This is a genomic window from Kribbella sp. NPDC043289, assembly GCF_056436705.1.
This window is the reverse complement of record NZ_JBWKCB010000006.1, coordinates 368,930-387,486: the sequence shown is the minus strand read 5'-3', so window position 1 is coordinate 387,486 and position 18,557 is coordinate 368,930. Positions and strand designations below refer to the sequence as shown.

At 68.5% G+C, this 18,557-nt stretch carries 15 protein-coding genes; 4 read left to right on the top strand and 11 right to left on the bottom strand.

The features are described from left to right. Positions 1 to 730 precede the first annotated feature (730 nt). The 5 genes from AC0662_RS32590 to AC0662_RS32570 are packed head-to-tail and all read right to left on the bottom strand — an operon-like array spanning position 731 to position 4,778. Entirely contained in the window at positions 731 to 1,666 is a 936-nt protein-coding gene (locus AC0662_RS32590; protein ID WP_478305453.1) for a hypothetical protein, read from the bottom strand. 43 nt (positions 1,667 to 1,709) lie between these two features. Beyond that, complete coding sequence (locus tag AC0662_RS32585) at positions 1,710 to 2,798, bottom strand: ABC transporter ATP-binding protein (RefSeq protein WP_452193161.1); 1,089 nt, start codon at positions 2,796 to 2,798, stop codon at positions 1,710 to 1,712. Continuing rightward, entirely contained in the window at positions 2,795 to 3,601 is an 807-nt protein-coding gene (modB, locus tag AC0662_RS32580; RefSeq protein ID WP_452193163.1) for a molybdate ABC transporter permease subunit, read from the bottom strand. The genes AC0662_RS32585 and modB overlap by 4 nt, the downstream gene beginning before the upstream one ends. Further along, a complete protein-coding gene (gene modA / locus AC0662_RS32575) occupies positions 3,598 to 4,383 on the bottom strand; it encodes a molybdate ABC transporter substrate-binding protein (RefSeq protein WP_478305450.1) in 786 nt (261 codons plus the stop codon). Before modA ends, modB begins: the two co-directional genes overlap by 4 nt. Further along, positions 4,383 to 4,778, bottom strand: a complete 396-nt coding sequence (locus AC0662_RS32570; protein ID WP_452193167.1) for a TOBE domain-containing protein — start codon at positions 4,776 to 4,778, stop codon at positions 4,383 to 4,385. The genes modA and AC0662_RS32570 overlap by 1 nt, the downstream gene beginning before the upstream one ends. A 99-nt stretch (positions 4,779 to 4,877) precedes the next feature. On the opposite strand from AC0662_RS32570, the gene AC0662_RS32565 reads away from it, so the two are divergent. Both AC0662_RS32565 and AC0662_RS32560 read left to right on the top strand, forming a co-directional pair. Beyond that, positions 4,878 to 6,800: an acyl-CoA dehydrogenase family protein gene (locus AC0662_RS32565; RefSeq protein WP_452193169.1), complete on the top strand. Its 1,923-nt coding sequence runs from the start codon at positions 4,878 to 4,880 to the stop codon at positions 6,798 to 6,800. Continuing rightward, on the top strand, positions 6,793 to 7,416 hold the full coding sequence (locus tag AC0662_RS32560) for a hypothetical protein (protein WP_478305447.1): 624 nt from the start codon (positions 6,793 to 6,795) through the stop codon (positions 7,414 to 7,416). Before AC0662_RS32565 ends, AC0662_RS32560 begins: the two co-directional genes overlap by 8 nt. Before the next feature lie 487 nt (positions 7,417 to 7,903). On the opposite strand, the gene AC0662_RS32555 is transcribed toward AC0662_RS32560, so the two are convergent. Further along, positions 7,904 to 10,471 carry a bifunctional FO biosynthesis protein CofGH gene (locus AC0662_RS32555; RefSeq protein ID WP_478305445.1) on the bottom strand — a complete coding sequence of 856 codons (2,568 nt, stop codon included), beginning with the start codon at positions 10,469 to 10,471 and terminating at the stop codon, positions 7,904 to 7,906. A gap of 91 nt (positions 10,472 to 10,562) precedes the next feature. Between AC0662_RS32555 and AC0662_RS32550 the strand changes: the two genes are divergently transcribed. After that, positions 10,563 to 11,117, top strand: coding sequence for a TetR/AcrR family transcriptional regulator (locus tag AC0662_RS32550; RefSeq protein WP_452193174.1), 555 nt, complete (start codon positions 10,563 to 10,565; stop codon positions 11,115 to 11,117). A 103-nt stretch (positions 11,118 to 11,220) separates the two neighbouring features. Then, positions 11,221 to 13,047, top strand: a complete 1,827-nt coding sequence (locus AC0662_RS32545) for an ABC transporter permease (protein ID WP_478305443.1) — start codon at positions 11,221 to 11,223, stop codon at positions 13,045 to 13,047. Here the strand turns inward: AC0662_RS32545 and AC0662_RS32540 are convergent. The 5 genes from AC0662_RS32540 to AC0662_RS32520 form a co-directional block, all read right to left on the bottom strand. Further along, positions 13,004 to 13,501: a DUF2867 domain-containing protein gene (locus AC0662_RS32540; RefSeq protein ID WP_478305441.1), complete on the bottom strand. Its 498-nt coding sequence runs from the start codon at positions 13,499 to 13,501 to the stop codon at positions 13,004 to 13,006. The genes AC0662_RS32545 and AC0662_RS32540 overlap by 44 nt on opposite strands. A 10-nt stretch (positions 13,502 to 13,511) precedes the next feature. Next, a complete protein-coding gene (locus AC0662_RS32535; protein ID WP_478305439.1) occupies positions 13,512 to 14,042 on the bottom strand; it encodes a TetR/AcrR family transcriptional regulator in 531 nt (176 codons plus the stop codon). 329 nt (positions 14,043 to 14,371) lie between these two features. Further along, a complete protein-coding gene (locus tag AC0662_RS32530; protein WP_478305437.1) occupies positions 14,372 to 16,792 on the bottom strand; it encodes a GH116 family glycosyl-hydrolase in 2,421 nt (806 codons plus the stop codon). 104 nt (positions 16,793 to 16,896) lie between these two features. Continuing rightward, positions 16,897 to 18,111, bottom strand: coding sequence for an MFS transporter (locus AC0662_RS32525; protein ID WP_478305435.1), 1,215 nt, complete (start codon positions 18,109 to 18,111; stop codon positions 16,897 to 16,899). Beyond that, positions 18,108 to 18,554, bottom strand: a complete 447-nt coding sequence (locus AC0662_RS32520; protein ID WP_452193186.1) for a MarR family winged helix-turn-helix transcriptional regulator — start codon at positions 18,552 to 18,554, stop codon at positions 18,108 to 18,110. The genes AC0662_RS32525 and AC0662_RS32520 overlap by 4 nt, the downstream gene beginning before the upstream one ends. Between the last annotated feature and the right edge of the window lie 3 nt (positions 18,555 to 18,557).

Below are 18,557 nucleotides of genomic sequence, written 5' to 3'. Positions count from 1 at the left end.
CACTCTCGCGTGAAGAACACATACACTACGAGTGAGTAACTAAACACTCTTCGTTACCGCACCGCGCATCCTGAGCGTGATTCCCCCCGTTACAACATGTCAATCCGTCCCGAACCCATCACAGCCCGTAACCCCACCCAAGGTGCGTCGTGCCGCGATCCTCCCCGCGCACGCGTATGCGGCCGCTTCCTTCGTCGCGCCGCTCCTCAGCGCGTCCGCTCCGCGAGCTCCCACCCGCCCTGCGCTGTATTGCCGGCTGCCGCCGGCGAGTTGCGAGCTGCCGCTCGCGGGCGACTACTCAGCCCGCGCTTCTCGCCTAGCTCGCCGCGCCGACGGGCGAGCGTGGTACCCCGCGCACGCTGCGCGGCCGCTTCCTTCGTCGCGGTGCTCCTCAGCGCACCCGCTCCGCGAGCTCCCACCCGCCCTGTAGCGACTGCTCAGCCGGTGACCCTCATCGATCGGGCTGTGTTGACGGGCAACTGTGGTTCCCACGCGCGTTACGCAGCGCTTCCGTCGTCGCGGCGCTCCTCAGCGCACCCGCTCAGCGTGCTCCCGCCCCGCTCCGGGGTGGGTTGCACCTCGTCCGTGCCCGGGCCACCTTGAGCCCCCACCAACCACTTCACCCCGTCCCAAACGGTTGGCGCGAACCCAAAGACAGCCGCCGGCGATCTGCGAGCTCCCGCTCGCGGGCGACTGCGACGCAGCTGCGCGACGCCCTCGTGTCGATGGCTTACATCGATTGCCCGGAAGCCCGGCGTGGGGTCGGGCGAGTAGCGCGGTGTGCCGCGCCGTCGGTTGCTTGGGTCGCTTGTGTCTGGGTGTCCTGTGCCGCGGGCAGGACGGCGGCCGGATCGGATTGCTCGAGTTTGGTGGACAAATCGCCGATCGAGGTCTCGGTCACCCTGAAGAGGTACTGGAACTGGTTGGTCTGCTTGGCCGGCGAGCCGTCGATCATTTCTTCGTGCAGATGCCGTGCCAGGTCGGCTGTGCGGTCTTCGGTCGACCGGTCCCTGTCCGGTTCGCCAATGATCCGGACAGGCTCCGGCACCCTCGACTCGGGGTCGGCGACAGACTTCGCCTCCGAAGTGACCTTCTCGAAACCGGCGCGCAGGCCGGCGAGGTCGTCCTCGCGGCTCTGGAGAGCGGTCTGCAGCCGATCGAACTGCGGGCGCAGGGCTTCGTTGGCCGTGCCGGCGGCGTCGCTGAGCGTCTCTCGGGCACTCCGTAGCTGCTCCTCCAGCGGCTTGAACGCCTGTGCGGCCCCTTCCATCCGCTCTCCCCAGTCGCCGACGGTCTCACGGAGGTGCTGCGTTGCCCGCTCGCCGGCTACGTGCGTGCCCGCCACGATCTCGGCACGAGTGGTAGCCACTGCCTCGTGGAGCTCTTCCTCGGTGGGCGCCTGCGTTCCGATCTCGGTCAAGCCACCGCGCACAGAGGCGACGGTGTCTCGGGCGGTGTCGATCGCCTTGACGAGTGCTTGCTTGTCCCGCGCGGCCTGCTCCGCGGCGGCTGACTTCGCCGCGGCCTCCTTCTCAGGCTCGGCCTGAGGGTGCTGTGTCGTCGTCTGTTCCAGGTCCGCGATCGGAGCGCGCCGCGGAGGACTACCCACACCGCTCATTGCGACCCTCATGACACGCCCGAGTTCAACATCGTCTTCCTGCGCCACGTGTACACCCACTCGGTAGTGATGGGATGGTCAGTCCCGAACCCTAGGTGGACGAAGGGGCCACGCCTGGCGATACCGGATAGGTGTGGACCTCGGTGGCTTTGAGGGTGGCGTGGAGGTGTTGGGCGGGGGAGAGGTGGAGGTCGGCGACGGCCGCTGGGGTGATGTCGGCCAGTAGGTCGGCGGGGCCGGTGGGGGAGGCGTCCAGGCGGACTCTGACCGTGTGGGCGTGCTGTTCGATGCCGGTGACAACCGCCGGCCAGGTGTTGCGCGGGCTGCCGGATGGGAGGTCGGGGTACAAGCTGACCGCGGTGGGCGGGAACGCGACGTGGACGCCACCAATCGCCGGTTCGGCCAAGGTGATCTTGCTGCCGTCGTTCAGTACGACTGTGGTGCCGGACGCCGTGCCTCGGTAGAGGTTCAGACCGACCAGCTGGGCCACGTAGTCGGTGCGTGGCCGGCGGGCCACCTCGGTTGGTTTGCCTTCCTGCACCACCTTGCCGTTCTCGATGATGACCAGACGGTCGGCCAGGACCATCGCGTCCAGCGGGTCGTGGGTGACCAACAGAGTGTGGCCTTCGAAGCGGTCCAGGTGCTGGCCCAGTTCGGCGCGGACGTGCAGCGTCGTACTGGCGTCCAACGCGGCCAATGGCTCGTCCAGCAACAGGAGGTCGGGCTCGGTGGCCAGAGCTCTCGCCAGTGCTACGCGTTGGGCTTGCCCGCCGGACAGTGCGCGGGGCCGTGAGCGCGCGTACTCGGACAGGCCGACGATCTCGAGCCAGCGTGCGGCTTCCCGGCGTGCTGTGGGTTTGTCGACGCCCCGAGCGCGGAGACCGAACGCCACGTTCTCCAAGCAGCTCAGGTGGTTGAACAGCAGGTAGTCCTGGAAGACCACGCCGATCGGCCGCTGGTCAGGGGTGCTGAATGTACGTGGTGGTTCGTCCCAGACGGTGGAGTCCAGTGCGATGCGTCCGCCGTCCAACGCGAGCAGTCCGGCGATCGCACGGAGCGCAGTGGTCTTGCCAGCACCATTAGGGCCCAGAAGGGCTACTACCTCACCCGGCTCGACAGTCAGGTCCAGCGACAGGTCGAAGGAGCCCCGGCTCACGCGAAGGTCGGCGTACAGAGTCATCGGAGCCCACTGATCCAGCGCTCGCGGAGAGACGCCAGTACGACGACGGACACGAACAGGAGCACCAGACTCAGTACGACGGCCACGTCGGGATCGGTCTCCAACGCCAGATAGACAGCCAGCGGCATAGTCGTCGTACGGCCCGGGAAGTTGCCGGCGAACGTGATGGTGGCGCCGAACTCGCCCAGTGCGCGTGCCCAGCACAGCACCGTCCCGGCCACGATGCCCGGTGCGATCGACGGGAGCGTTACGCGCCGGAACGTCATCCACCGACCCGCACCGAGTGTTGCGGCCGCCTCCTCGTACCGCGGGTCGGCCGCGCGCAATGCACCCTCCACCGAGATCACCAGGAACGGCATGGCCACAAAGGCCTCCGCCACGATCACTCCGGCGGTTGTGAACGGCAGCGAGATCCCGAACCACGTGTCGAGGTGCTGACCGATCAGACCGCGTCGCCCGAGCACCAGGAGCAGCGCCACGCCACCCACCACCGGCGGCAGCACCAGCGGCACCGTTACGAACGCTCGGATGACACTCCGCCCCGGCAGGCCGCCACGAGCGAGCAACCAGGCCAGTGGGACGCCCAGTACCAGACAGACCGCAGTAGCAGCGGTCGCGCACACCAGAGACAGCCTCAGCGCCTGCCAGACGTCAGCACTGAACAGCCGAGAAGGCAACGTCGACCACGGAGCCTTCGCGAGCAGACCGACGACTGGGACGAGTAGAAACGCCAGACCGAGTAGTGCAGGCAGCAGGAGTACGAGAGGCAGTCGCCCGCTCGTACTCCTGCCACGACGACTCACGGTGCGGTGAATCCAGCTGCGGTGAGGACGGTCTTGCCCTTGTCGGACAGGACGTAGTCGACGAACGCCTTGGCGCCGTCAGCGTTCGGAGCCTTGGTCAGCGTGGCGATCGGGTACTCGTTGACCGCCTCCTTCGCCTCGGGGAACTCGATGCCCTCGACCTTGTCCTTCGCGGACAGTACGTCGGTCTTGTACACCAGCGCCGCGTCGACCTCACCCAGGCTGACCTTGGTGAGCGCCGCCTTCACGTCCTGCTCGAGGCTGTCCGGCTTGGCGGTGATCCCGGCCGCCTTGAAGACCTTCTCGGCCGCCGCGCCGCACGGCACCTGCGGCGCGCAGATCGCGATCTTCTTGCTCTCGTCGGCGAAGTCCTTGATGCCGGTGATCTTGCCCGGGTTGCCCTTCGGTACGGCGATCTCCAGCGTGTTCGTCACGAACGTCGTCGGCGTGTTCTTGTCCTTCACGTCGTCCATGTTCTTCGGCGCCGCGGAGGCGAACACGTCGGCGGGCGCACCCTCGTTGATCTGCTTCGCGAGCGCCGAACTGCCGGCGAAGTTGAAGGTCACCTTCACGCCAGGGTGCGCGGCCTCGAAGTCCTTGCCCAGCTGGGTGAACGTGCCGGTCAGCGACGCGGCGGCGAACACCTGGACCTGGCCCGACAAGGTCGGCGTACCCGAGCTGCTCGGGGAGGACGACGACCCGGCCGGGGAGTCGCTGCCACACCCCGCCAGGGCGAGCGCTGCGACGGCGGCGAGGGCGGCGAACGCGGTACGGCGGAACATCAGGCCTCCGGGATTTCGACGACGACATGGGTGGACTTGATCGACGCGACGGCCACCACACCGGGCTCCAGCCCGAGCTCGTCGGCGGCCTCGCGACTCATCAGCGACACGACGCGGAACGGCCCGGCCTGCATCTCGACCTGGGCCATCACACCGTCCTTGAGGACGCGGGTGACGATCCCGCGCATCCGGTTGCGCGCCGACGCGGCCGTGGTGGCGCCAGGCTCCGGCGAGTCCGCCAGCTCCTGGGCGAACGCGGCGAGCGCTCCCCCGTCGACGGCCATCCGGCCGCCCTCCTGTTTGGACTGCAGCCGGCCCTGGTCGATCCAGCGACGCACCGTGTCGTCACTGACCCCGAGGAGCGCGGCCGCCTCACTGACCCGCAAGTTCGGCACGGTAGACAGCATACTTCCGCAGATACGGATTCATGCCAGCTTTTCCACAGTCACGAAGAGGTGACGGAAAGTGCCCACGAATCCTCGTAAGTTAAGGGTATGAGCACATCGGGGATGCGGGACTACCTGGACGGGCCGCACAAGGCGGCGCGGGATGTCGTGCGGGCCGAGTTGGCCGCGCACGCCGAGATGGCCGACCTGGCGGTGCGGCTGCCGCGGGACGAGTATCGGGACAAGGTGCTCGAGCTGCTGCTGGAATCGGCGGCGGACGGGCTGCCCGCCCGTGGGTACCCGAAGGAGTATGGCGGCGCGGCGGACCTCGGTGGGTTCATCGCGGGGTTCGAGACGCTCGCCTTCGGTGACCTGTCGCTGATGGTCAAGGCGGGTGTGCAGTTCGGGCTGTTCGCGGGTGCGATCCAGCATCTCGGGACCGAGCAGCACCACGAGCGGTACCTCGCGGACGCGGTCAGCGGGCGGCTGCTCGGGTGCTTCGCGATGACCGAGACCGGCCACGGGTCGAATGTGCAGGCCCTCGGCACCACGGCGACGTACGACGCCTCGACGGACGAGTTCGTCGTCCACACACCGACCGAGGCGGCGCGGAAGGACTACATCGGCAACGCGGCGCGCCATGGGCGGATGGCAGCCGTGTTCGCGCAGTTGGTCGTCCGTGGCGAGACCCACGGCGTGCACTGCCTGCTGGTGCCGATCCGCGACGACGACGGTGCGGCGCTGCCGGGCGTCACGCTGACCGATTGCGGGCCGAAGCTCGGGCTCAACGGTGTCGACAACGGTCGCATCGTGTTCGACCAGGTCCGAGTGCCCCGCGCCGCTCTGCTCGACAGATACGCGCAGGTCGATGCTGACGGCAACTACACGAGTCCGATCGAGAACCCGGACCGGCGCTTCTTCACCATGCTCGGGACGCTCGTCCAGGGACGGGTCTCGGTCGGCGGCGCGGCGATCAACGCCAGCAAGGTCGCCCTGACGATCGCGATCAGGTACGCCGCTCAGCGCCGCCAGTTCGGCGCCCCGGGGAGTGCTGACGAGGCACTGCTTCTCGATTACCGGATGCATCAACGACGACTGCTGCCGCTGCTCGCCCGGACCTATGCGCTGCACTTCGCGCAGGCGGAGCTGGTCGAGGAGTTCGCCCGGGTGTTCACCGACGACCGCGACGAACACGACCGCCGCGCACTGGAGGCGCAGGCCGCCGGGACGAAGGCGCTCGGCACCTGGCATGCGACCGAGACGATCCAGACCTGCCGCGAGGCGTGCGGCGGCGCCGGCTACCTCGCGGAGAACCGGCTGGCGACGCTGAAGGCCGACACCGACGTGTTCACCACGTTCGAGGGCGACAACACGGTCCTCCTGCAGCTCGTCGCGAAGGGTCTGCTCACCGACTACCGCGAGTCGTTCGGCAAGCTGGACCCACTCGGTACGGCGCGGTTCGTCACAGCGCAGGCGGTGGAGATCGCGGTCGAGAAGGCGGCACTGCGTCCGTTGATCGAGCGGCTGCGCGACGCCGTACCGAATCGGAGTGAGACGGCGGATCCGGATGCGGGGTTGCGGGACGACGACTACCACTCGGGGCTGCTCCGGTTCCGGGAGGAGCACATGTTGTCCGGGGTGGCGCGGCGGTTGAAGGGCGGCGTCGATGCGGGCGACGAGCCGTTCGACGTGTTCAACCGGTGCCAGGACCACGTGATCGCGGCTGGGCGGGCGCATGTCGACCGGGTCGTCCTGGAGGCGTTCCAGTCCGCTGTGCGGAACGCGCCGGCTGACATCCGGCCGCTGTTGCAGGACGTGTACGACCTGCACGCGCTGGTGACGATCGAGTCGGAACGCGCGTGGTACCTCGAGCACGGGCGGCTGTCGCCGGGCCGGTCGAAGGCGATCACGGCGCTGGTCAACGAGATGTGCGCGACCGTCCGGCCGGCGGCGTTGGAGCTCGTCGACGCATTCGGCGTACCGGGCGCGGCAGTGGAGGTGCCGATGGTTGTACCGTCGCAGCATGAGTGAGCCGATCGAACCCGCGTCGGCCGCCGAGGCCGCCCGTGAACTTGCCCGGGTGTTGCTGGAGCAGGCCGACGCTCTGGACCTGCACGACTTGCGGGCCACCGGCGCGATCGAGAACGTCCGGGTCCAGTCCCGGGCGCTCGCGGACGCCGTCCACGAACGGGGGTGGGGTGACATCTTCCTCGGGATCGACTCGTACGACCCCGACGAACTGGACGACCTGCCGCTCGGGCCGGACGACTTCGACGATCCCGCGGACTATCGGGAGATCGTCGAGGGTGGCCTGGACGACCTCGAGGAGCTCGAGGAGCCGCTGCTGCCGGAGAACGGGGTCCGGCTCAGCTACCAGGCGCGTTACGACTACGTGGTGACCGACCCGGAAGCCTTCGTGCGGTACGTGCGGAGTCGGGCCGACGAGGCCCAGAACGACGACGTGGTCGACGACATCGAGGACGCGCAGTCCGCGTTCGAGCTGCTGTGCTACCTCGACGGACTGGGCTCGAAGGAGTACGAGTCGTTCGGGCTGGTCCCGGGCGGTGGCGAGGAATCCCACAAGGTCGTCAAGTTCTCGCTGTGGGACCTGGACCCGACTCGCCGCGACGACACCTACCCGTACTGACAGCGAGCCCCCCACAAACGAGCACCCGGCAACGAGAGCTTCCTCGCTGTACTGGTCCCCAGCAGCACCAGTACAGCGAGGAAGACTCCAAGAGAAACGCCGACCGTGCCGGGCGTTGGTCGCCACCTCACTGGCGACCAACACCCCACCGACACGGCCGGCGTCCTGCTGTTGCCCCGAGAGGGCATGGCCCGAAGGAGGGTGGCCCGAGTCTCATTCCGCGGCCGGCAGGGGAGGTACAGTCCGGTCGCGGACGGGAATCCCTGGAACCACCTGGACCCAGTGCCGGCGACCCGTCCGTCGCCGACAACTGAACGTTGTCACGCAGGCCTACTGGCCGGGAACTCCCGGGATCAAACATTTGCATTGCCTTTGAAGTAGGCGACGCTGAGTAAAAGGTCCTTCACTTTCCGTAGAGACGTTGCCTGCTGCAACAACTACCGACGGCCGGAATAGTCCGATCCTCAACAACTTTCGGCCGGTTTGCTTACGTGAGCTCGAGTGCCGGGCGGCTCGGAACCTCGCCGTACGTCGTGGTGCGCTGCCGGGCCGGGCGGCCTGCGGCGTCCGCCATCGCGGTGAGTTCGGCGATCGACTTGCGGCTGCCGTGCTTGGAGCCCGCCATCCGGCTGATCGTCTCCTCCATGAGCGTGCCGCCGATGTCGTTGACGCCACCGTTCAGCACCGCGACGCAGCCGTCGACGCCGAGTTTCACCCACGAACACTGGATGTTGTCGATCCGCCCGTGCAGCATGATCCGCGCCATCGCGTGCACCGCACGGTTCTCGTCGTACGTCGGACCCGGCCGGGCGACGCCGGCCAGATAGATCGGCGAGTTCTGGTGGATGAACGGGAGCAGCACGAATTCGGTGAAGCCGCCGGTCTGGTCCTGCACCGCGGCGATCGTTCGCAGGTGCTGGACCCAGTGGTGCGGTGCGTCCACGTGGCCGTACATCATCGTCGAGCTGGACGGCAGACCGACCTTGTGCGCGGTGCTGATCACCTCGATCCAGCTTGCCGTCGGCAACTTTCCCTTGGTGAGGATCCAGCGCACGTCGTCGTCGAGGATTTCCGCGGCGGTGCCCGGGACGCTGTCCAGGCCGGCCTCCTTGACCGAGATCAGGAACTCCTCGATCGACAGACCGGTGCGGACCGAGCCGTTCACGATCTCCATCGGCGAGTACGCGTGGACGTGCATGTCCGGGACCCGGTCCTTGACCGCGCGGACCAGGTCGGCGTACGCCGTTCCCGGCAGGTCGGGGTGGATCCCGCCCTGCATGCAGACCTCGGTCGCGCCGATCACCCAGGCCTCCTCGGCGCGCTGGCCGACCTCGTCCATCGACAACGAGTAGGCGTCGGCGTCGGTCCGGCGCTGCGCGAAAGCGCAGAAACGGCAGCCGGTGTAGCAGACGTTGGTGAAGTTGATGTTCCGGTTCACGACATAGGTGACGTCGTCGCCGACCGTTGCCTTGCGCAAGTTGTCGGCGATCCGCGCGAGCTCGTCCAGGGCCGGCCCGGTCACGGTCATCAGCGTCAACGCCTGCGCGTCCGACAGGCCCGCGGGATCCCGCTCGGCAGCGGCGAGCGCCGCCTTCACCTCGGCGGAAATCCGCTCGGGGGAGGTGGTGCCTGCCGCTCCGGTCCCGCCGGCTGTTGCCTCGGCCGCGCGCCGCGCCGCGACGTCCTCGCGCAGCACGTCCCAGTCGCCGTACGCCGCGTCGAAGTCCGAGCGGGTCTCGGTACGGCGGCCCTCGGTGTCGATCGCGGTGTGCAGGTCGGTGCGCCCGACGCTGTCCCATCCGCCGTCCGGCTCCTGCCACGGCAGGCCGACCGGCTTGGCGTCCTCGTTGGCCAACCCGGTTTCCGGGTCGAGCAGCGCCTCCACGTGGGAGATCAGCCGCGGGTCGAGCCACGGCTCCCGCAGGTACTCCGGGTGCGCCGTCAGACGCTCGCGGAGAACGAACCCCGCATCGGCGGTGACCTTGACGAGGTCGTCGATCTGGGGCCACGGGCGTTCGGGGTTCACGTGGTCAGGCGTCAGCGGCGAGACCCCGCCGAAGTCGTCGATGCCCGCGTCGAGGAGTGCGCGGCACTCGGCCAGGTCGACCAGGTTCGGCGGCGCCTGCACCCGGACCCGCGGCCCGAGCACGATCCGGGTGACGGCGATCGCGGCCAGCCACTCGTCCAGCGGAACGTCGGCGTCGTTCCGCATCGCCGTGTCCGGCTTCACCCGGAAACCCTGGATGATCAGTTCCTGGATGCCGTTGTACTGCCGGGCGATTTTCCGCAGCGCGAAGATCGAGTCGGAACGTTCCGCCAGCGTTTCCCCGATGCCGATCAGCAGTCCGGTCGTGAACGGGACGTTGGACCGTCCGGCGTCCTCCAGCACCCGCAGGCGCACCGCCGGGTCCTTGTCCGGCGACCCGAAATGCGGCTGCCCCTTCTCCTCGAACAACCGCCGCGACGTGGTCTCGAGCATCATCCCCATGCTCGGCGCGACCGGCTTCAACCGCTGCAGGTCCTGCCAGGACATGACGCCCGGGTTCAGGTGCGGGAGCAGGCCGGTCTCCTCGAGCACCCGGATCGCCATCGCCCGGACGTAGTCGAGCGTGCTGTCGTACCCGGCCTCCTCCAGCCACGTCCGCGCCGCGTCCCACCGGTCCTCGGGCGCGTCGCCCAGCGTGAACAGGGCCTCCTTGCAGCCGAGCGCCGCTCCTTGCCGCGCGATCTCCAGCACCTCGTCCGGCGAGAGGTACGGCGCGTGCACCCGGCCGGGCGTGGTCGCGAACGTGCAGTAGTGGCAGCGGTCCCGGCACAGCCGGGTCAGTGGGATGAAGACCTTCTTTGAGTACGTGACGACGCCGGGTCGGCCGGCGTCGGCCAGGCCCTGGTCGCGGACCCGGGCCGCGGTCGCCATCAGAGCGGTCAGCGCGTCGCCGCTCGCGCCGAGCAGCACCTCCGCTTCCGCCGCGTCGAGGGTCTTGCCGTCGGCTGCGCGCTTGAGTGCGCGGCGCATCGCCGTACCGATTTCTGCTGCGTTTTCCGAAGGGGCCACGGAATCCGAGCCTAAGTCGCGGAAACCGGTCGATCTCGCGATTCCGGAGACCAAAATCAATCCGTACAGACGTCCTGATAGTTTGCTGTTCGTGCAGGTCAGCCGGGGTGCCGACGGTCGCCGGGTCCGTGGTGAGCAGCGCCGGAACGAACTGCTCGCGGCGACCCTGGCCGTGATCGAACGCGACGGAGTCGCAGGTGTGAGCCACCGTGCGGTGGCCGCGGTTGCCGACGTTTCCGTCGCGTCGATCACCTATCACTTTCCGACACTGGACGATCTGCTGATTTCCGCGTTGCGGTCCGCCGCGGAGGACCTCGCCGTCGAGTTGCACGGTCGGGGGAGCGAGCTCGGCGCGCGACCGGCCGACGAGCTGGCGCGGCTGATCGAGCACAGCGTCGTACGACGGCGCGGGCGGACGCTGGCGCTCTACGAGCTGTACCTGTACGCCGCTCGGCGGCCGGAACTGCGGGAGACGGCCGGGGCGTGGCTTGAGCCGCTGACGGAGATCGCACGAACCTTCACTGGCGATCCGGTGAAGGCGCGACTGCTGGTCGCCGCGCTCGACGGGTTGCTCATGCAGGCGCTGATCGGCGCGCGCGAGGTCGACCGGGGAGACTTCGCTGCCCTGCTCGAGGTGCTGCGGTAGAGCGCGGGAGACCTCGCCGCGGCGCTTGAGGTAGCGCGCGAGCTACCCACGGCCGGGTGTGCGGGCCAGAGTCAGCCGCGCTCGTAGCCGGTTGGCTGGGCACATGCTGAGGTTGTCTGTCGGGGCGCTGCGGACCAGGTGGCAGCTGTTCGCCGGCGCCGTGGTCGCTGTCGCGCTCGGGGTCGGGTTGGTCCAGTCGGGTCTGCAGATGCTGGCCGCCACCGACCGGCCGGTGCTGCCTGCCGGGTTGTCGGCGTACGACCGCGCCAGGGTCCGGGAGGGGTACGTTGGCGCGGCGACGCTGCTCGGGATGTCGGTCATGCTCGCGATGTTCCTGAGCGTGTTCATCGTCAGCACGACGTTCGGGTTCATGACGGTGCAGCGCCGGCGGGAGTTCGGACTGCTGCGGCTGGTCGGGGCGCAGCGGGGCTACCTCTGTCTCATGGTGGTGACCGAGGCAGGTCTCCTCGGGATCGTCGGCAGTGTGGTCGGGCTGCCGCTCGGCGCGCTCGCGACCTGGGCGCAGTCGTGGTTGCTCATCCGGTTGGGAATGCTGCCGAGCTGGTTCGATGCGCCGTGGGATCAGGGCGCGGTCTGGGCGGCAATGCTGGTCGGCGTGTGTACGGCGCTGGCCGGGGTACTCGCCGCGGCCTGGCGGGCGTCGCGGGTGAACGCGCTGGAGGCGGTCGTCGAGGGGCGGGCCGCGCGGCAGGTGATGACGGCCTGGCGATGGTTCTGGGGGCTGTCGGCCGCGTTCTGCACGGTCGTGCTGGTGATCGCGGCACAGGCGGCGCGGGATCTCGTGGCCGGGTTGATGATCGGTCTCGTCGTGATGACCAGCGGTTCCGTGGCGTTGAGCCAGCTGAGCCCGGTCGTCGTACCGCTGGTCGGTCGCGTTCCCGCGCTCGTTGTTCGAGGCAACTTGATCGCGGACCTCGCGCGAGCCGGCGTCCTGCACGCGGTACGCCGGAGCGCGGCGACCGCGGCGCCGTTGATCGTGCTCGTCGGGCTGGTGATCGGGTTGTGGGGAACGTTCGGGTCCCTGGCGAAAGCGGTCGGGGTCGAGCAGGAACGGTTGATCACGGCGGATGTCGTGGTCGACCATGTGGTCGCGCCGGGTCCGGAAATCGTCGTCGCCTCGGCGCAGACCGCCGTTCCGATCGCCATCACGCGCGGAAGGAAAACGGTGTACTCCGAGGCGATCGGGATCGATCCGGTGGCGTACCAGCAGACGCACAAACTGCGGCCGCGGAAGGGTTCGCTGGATCGCCTCGCCGGCCGGACGATCGCGATCGGGCCGGGGATGGCGGTCGAGGGGTACAAGCTCGGGTCGACGCTCACGGTTGCGCTCGGCAACAGAAAGATCGCGGTGCGGGTCGTGGCGATCATGCCGGAAACACTCGATGTCAGCGAGAACTTCTTCATTCCGCGGAGTCTGCTGCCGGCCGGCGGGCGGACCGAGACACTGGTGAAGCTGGCGCCGGGCGCGACGATGGACGGCCAGTCGGTCGAGGAGTGGGCGGCCGCGCGTGGTGAGGTGCAGCAGCGCAGCAACTCGGGGCTGTTCGCCGCGCTGATGGGCCTGGCCGGAATCTTCACCGCGGTGGCGGTCGTCAACGCGGTCGTGATGTCGACGGCCGATCGGCGGCGCGAGTTCACGCTGGCACGGATGGCGGGGTTGACCCGCGGTCAGGTGGTGACGGTCGCGTTGGTGGAGTCCGGGACCGTTGTGGTGGTCGGCGTACTGCTCGGAGCGGTGGTCGCCGGGGCCGCGCTTGCCGGGATCGCCGCGGGCCCGTACGGCCTTGCAGCGTTGGCGATTCCGTGGCAGCTGCTCGGATTGATCTTCTGTTCGGCGTTGGTGGTCGTCGGGTCGGCGGCAGCGCTCACTGCCTATCGCGCCACGTCTCACCGGCTCGGCACATACTGAGCATGATCACGTGGTGGAACGGCCTGATCAGGTTGTAGTAGAACCGCCCCGCGGGCCGCAGGAACTGGATCAGGGTCACGACCTTGAATGTCGCGGGCCGCTCGTTGTCGGTGAAGAACGCGAGGTACCCGTCGAGGTGGTTGTCGGAGATCTTCAGCAACAGGTAGCGGTCCTCCTCGCCGCGCACGACGGTGAAGAAGGCGTCCTTCTCGCCGGGCGTGAAGCTCACTGTTTCCGGTCGCAGTTTCCGTGTTTCCGAAATGCCGGTGGTCTCGAGCCGGAGGACCGCCGCCACGGCCATCCGAACGGCGAACAAGCCCTTGACCCACAGCGGACTGTGGCCGAGCGCGCCGGCGATGAACTCCCGCAGCGTCACGTCGCCGTGCGCCGTTTTCACGTCCATCTCGTCCACAACCGGCACCAGATCGTCGAGCTCGTGCAGAGTGGTCGGCATGCGCGCTCCTCTAGTCGATGAGGCGGAGCGTCAGGTCGTAGATCTCCCGCAGCCCCTCGTGGTCGATCGGCGGCAGCACCTGCTCGGCACCGATCAGGATCAGGTACAGCAACTGCGCGAACCGGTCCGGATCCACGTCCGCGTCCAGCCCACGACACAACTTCTTCAGGTACTCCGTCCGCGCCACGTCCACCCGCTGCTGCGCCGCCCGTACTGCGGGATCCTGCAGCGCCCACGCCCGTACGGCGATCTCCAGTGCAGCGTTGTCCGGATCGGCCAGGACCAGCCGCAGCAGGTGCCGGAGCTTGTCAGCCGGGGGCGCGTCGTCGGCATCGATGACGTCGATCAGGCGGCTCGTGTACTGCGCCTCGAAGTGCTCCAGCAGCGCGGTCTTGAACCCGCTCGCACTCTTGAAGTGGTGATAGTACGAGCCCTTCGTCACCCCGAGCTCGGCGGTCAACCGCTCGATAGTCACCGCCGGCGCCCCCTCGGCCGCCAACAGCTCGAGCCCCGCGTCCAACCACTCCACCCGCTTCACCACGCTCAAAACATACCATACCGTTTGGTATGGTCGACAGTCATCGCGAGACCGCGACCGGAGCGCCGAGGCGGGCGGACCTGCAGCACTCACCAACCGTCCCCGCCGCACCGGTCGTACGCGGGTGGCGCGCTCTGCGACCTGCACCGCGCGACGACCGCACCGCCCGCGGCGGGGCGGACCTGCAGCACTCACCAACCGTCGCGGCCCGACCGGCCGTACGCGGGAGATGAGCTCTGCGAGCTGCGTCGGAACGAGTTGGTGAGTGGTGGAGGTCCGGTGTCCAGTCCCGCCGATCGAGGTGGCCGCGGTCGGGGAAGGGACGGGGCGGGTCAGGTGAGGTGTGGGGTGATGGGGGTGCCGTTGAGTTCGACTGTGTGGATGGGGGCTTGGCCTTCGCGGATGGTGAGTTCGTGGGTGGTGGTGTTGAAGGTGCCGAAGGCGTTGCCGGTGGACCAGAAGAGTTGTTCGGCGTCGGGTTGGCGGGGTGCGAAGCGGAGGGTGCCGGTGCGGGCGTCGTAGTCGAAGCCGGTGAGCGCGATGACGGCGCCCCAGCTGGCCATGGCGCGGGCGTAGTGGTGGCCGCACTCGGCTTCGTCGAAGGGGTTGCGGCGTTCGCCGTCGTAGCGGTTGCGGATGTCGGTGATGACCGCCAGGCCTTCGTCGACGAGGCCCTCGGTGATGAGGCCGACGGCGAGGATGTGTTCGAAGCCCGTCATGACCTCGGTGAAGTAGGGGAACGGGCGCTCGGGGCGGTTGCCGCGCGGGTAGCTGCACATCAGTACGGCGGATTCGTCGTCGCCGAGCACGTAACTGCGCATGTGGTTGAAATGACCCGTGAACCCGGACAGCCCGTTGTGCTTCAGGATGCTGCGCAGCGTCGTACGGACGCGGTCCTCGTCGAGCAATGTGCCGAGCTGGGTCAGCCGGGCGAGGTGTTGCCCGACGAGTTGGTCGACCAGGCAGCCGTCGCCGAGTTGCAGCACGGGATGGGTCGGATCGGCGGCGCCCATCGTCTCGCGCAGCCCCGCGGCCATGTCGTCAGCTGATGCCGGCGGTCGGATCTCGTGCCGGTAGTACTCGCCGTTGAACAGGTTCGCGTCCATCCACGCGCTGCCGTGCTCGAACAACTTCCGGCACTCGTCGGCGAGGTCGTCGCCGAGGTACGTCGCCATTTCCTCGCAGGCCCGTAGCGCGGCCAGGTACCACGACTGCATCTGCGGGTTCGGACCGTAGTACTCGACGTCCATGGTGTTGTGCTGGCAGCCCTCCATGACGCCGTCGCGGTCCGCGTCCCAGCCGCCCGGGATCCAGCAGAACTCGAGTGCGCGACGAGCCGCAGGCCAGAGCGAGCGCAGCAGTTCGTCATCGCCGCTGAGCCGCCAGTCGCGGTACAGCTTGACCAGACAGCCGAGCTGCCCGTCCGCCGCCGCGACCTTCCAGTCGCGGGCGTTGGTCTCCAGCGGCAGGCCGACGCGGAAACTCATCAACCCGTTCTCGTCGGTCGCGTGGGCGAACTCGATCTCGCGGAGTGAGCGCGCGATCTCACCGAAGAGGAACGGCGTGGCCTGCTCGTAGTTCCACACGTGCGTGCAGTTTCCGAAACAGCTGCCCTCGTGGTCGGAACATCCCTCCCAGCCGAAGAAACGTCCGTCCGGGGTGCGGAAAACGGTTTGCGTGCGGAGCGTGCTGAGGTTGAAGAGCGCGGCTTCCTTGACCTGTTCCGGCAGGTCGCTCGCCAGGAAATCGTTGACGAAAGCAACGGTGTGGCGTTCCAGGTCGGCGAGCTGCGGCGCGAACCGGGTCAGCGCGTCCCACGCATCGGCGTACAGCGTCGTGTAGTGGTTTCCGACAGTTTCCGATTTCTCCCACGCGCGCCGGTTCGGAAAATGCCAGGAAAGCAGAAACGTGAAGTGCTCGGTGGCACCCGGAGCGACGGTACGGCGGTCCGCGACGGAGGCGACCGGTGTCGGCGACTCGCTCTCGCGGTCGTCGAGCCGGCCGTCGGCGGTGAAGTCGTCCCAGAAATCGAGCAGGCTGTCGCCCCAGGTGCGATCGGCCCAGCCGGTCCGCCGGGAGACATCCTGTCCGTCGAGGACCGCGAGCGCCATCGATCCGAACTGTTCGGCCTCGGGATCAACACCACGACTACGAAGCAGCACGCCTACCGGCCGACCGGGCTCACCCTCGGAAAGCGTGTTGTAGTTTCCGGCGGCTACGTCGGTGGTGCCGTCGCGGCCGATGAAGTTCTGAAGCGCGCCGGCGACGGAAACGGTCTGGATTTCCGTGCCGTGGTTGGTCACCGCGAACCGGAGTACGGCAACGGGCCAGGAGCTCGCGGCCACGTCCGTGGGGACGAAGGGGTTGAACGCCTCCAAGTCGACGGAAACCGGAACGTCGGTATCGCGGAGCTCGAGGCGCCCGAACGGGTACGCGGTGGCGAACGTCGCGTCCCGGAAACGCGGAAGACCGTGATTCTGCGCGCCGCTGCCGTGCGCGCCCTCGTACTCGCTGAGATCCAGCGGGCCTTCCACCGCGCGGGCTGTCACGGCACCCGACGGCGACTCGGTACGGATCGCGAAGAACGCCGTACCGGGGCGGAATCCTTTCGCTGGGCGGTTCACGATCTCCCAGTCGCGGAGGTTGCCGCGGCCGCCGAGGCTGACCGTTCCGGTGCCGATGCCGCCGAGCGGCAGGGCGATCCGGCGGAGCTGGCGGCCGGTGTACGTGCGCAGGGTGGGCCAGGTCGTCATACTCATCGACCCTAAACGCGAAGACCCGCCGGAGAAATCGATCTCCGGCGGGTCGGGTAGACCAATCAGGCCAATCCGGCCGATCAGGCGCTGGCCTCGGCCGATCAGGCGTCGGCGACGGTGAGCGCCTCGGCCTCGACCTCCGAGTGGTTGGCGGGGACCCGCAGGTGTGCCAGCGGCTTCCACCCCGTGGCCAGTACGCCGACCGCGAGCAGCACCGCGAACGCGCCGACGTAGAACGGCAGCTGGACGTTGACCTCCTCGCCGAGCTTCCCGGCCAGCCACGGCGCGACCGCACCGCCGGAGAACCGGACGAAGGAGTACGCCGCGGACGCCGTACCGCGCTCGACCGGGGCGGCACCCATCACGGCCTCGGTGATCAGCGTGTTGTTGATGCCCAGGAACAGCCCGGCCACGACCACACCGATCGCGAGCACCGGCTTGTGGTGCGCGTAGACGCCCATCACCGCGAGGTCGACGGCGAACAGGAACAGCACCGTCATCGCCACCGGAAGCGTGCCGAACCTGCGCTGCAACCGCGGCGCCACGAACACCGACGTGAACGCCAGGCACAGACCCCAGCCGAAGAAGATCAGCCCGATCTCCCGGGCCGACATCGCCAGCGGGAACGGGGTGAACGCGAGCAGCGTGAAGAACCCGAAGTTGTACAGCAGTGCGGTGATCGCGACCGTCGCCAGCGACCGGTGCTTCAGCGCCTTCAGCGGCTCGAGGATCGACGTACGACGGGCCTCAGGCGGCGACGCGGGGAGCAGGAACGCGGTCGCGGCGAGCGCGATCGTCATCAGGACTGCGACACCGAAGAACGGGCCCCGCCACGAGATGGTGCCGAGCTCACCGCCGACCAGCGGGCCGGCCGCGATGCCGACGCCAAGGGCGGCTTCGTAGAGGATGATCGCCTCGGCGACCGAGCCGGCGGCCGAGTTCACGATGGTGGCGAGGGCGGTCGCGATGAACAGCGCGTTCCCGAGGCCCCAGCCGGCCCGGAAGGCGACGATCATGCCGATGCTGTTCGACAGGCCGGCCAGCGCGCTGAACACGACGATGATGGCCAGGCCGATGAGCAGGGTGCGCTTGGCGCCGATGCGGCTGGAGACCGCGCCGGTGATCAGCATCGCGACCCCGATGACCGCCATGTAGCTGGTGAACAGCAGCGAGACCTGGGACGGGCTCGCATGCAGTTGCTCGGCGATCGGCTTGAGGATCGGGTCCACCAGACCGATGCCCATGAAAGCGATCACGCAGGCGAACGCGACCGCCCAGACGGATTTGGGCTGCTTCAGGAACGACGAGTTGCTCACCGGGGCGTGTCCTCCAATGGCTCGAGGGTGAGAAGTTTGTGGATGACGGTGGCGGCGGCCTCCAGGGTGGCGAGGTCGTGCGCGGGGAGTTGGCCCAGATGGGCCGCGAGCGCGGCGCCGGCCTGGTTGCGCGCGTTGCGCAATTCGGCGAGACCCGCGTCGGTGAGGCTGATCAGGCTGGCGCGGGAGTCGGCGGGGTCGGCGCTGCGCCGTACCCAGCCCTGCTCCTCGAGCCGTTGCACGAGGTTGGACATGGTCGGCTGGGAACACCGGTCGGCCTTGGCCAGCTCACTGATCCGGGCCTGACCGAGCTCGTCGAGCCGCCCCAGCACCCGCATCGCGGCGTGCGGCAGCGTGTTCACGTTCCGGGTGGCGAGCCGCGACAACCTGGTCGATGCGACCACCAGCTGCTCACCGAGCTTGGTCAGATCCGTAGCAATCACACC

What these genes read in the sequence shown, in the direction of transcription:
- AC0662_RS32545 (WP_478305443.1), top strand. Translation starts at nt 11,221, where the DNA reads ATGCTGAGGTTGTCTGTCGGGGCGCTGCGGACCAGGTGGCAGCTGTTC.
- AC0662_RS32565 (WP_452193169.1), top strand. Translation starts at nt 4,878, where the DNA reads ATGAGCACATCGGGGATGCGGGACTACCTGGACGGGCCGCACAAGGCG.
- AC0662_RS32540 (WP_478305441.1), bottom strand. Translation starts at nt 13,501, where the DNA reads ATGCCGACCACTCTGCACGAGCTCGACGATCTGGTGCCGGTTGTGGAC.
- AC0662_RS32530 (WP_478305437.1), bottom strand. Translation starts at nt 16,792, where the DNA reads ATGACGACCTGGCCCACCCTGCGCACGTACACCGGCCGCCAGCTCCGC.
- modA (WP_478305450.1), bottom strand. Translation starts at nt 4,383, where the DNA reads ATGTTCCGCCGTACCGCGTTCGCCGCCCTCGCCGCCGTCGCAGCGCTC.
- AC0662_RS32585 (WP_452193161.1), bottom strand. Translation starts at nt 2,798, where the DNA reads ATGACTCTGTACGCCGACCTTCGCGTGAGCCGGGGCTCCTTCGACCTG.
- AC0662_RS32560 (WP_478305447.1), top strand. Translation starts at nt 6,793, where the DNA reads ATGAGTGAGCCGATCGAACCCGCGTCGGCCGCCGAGGCCGCCCGTGAA.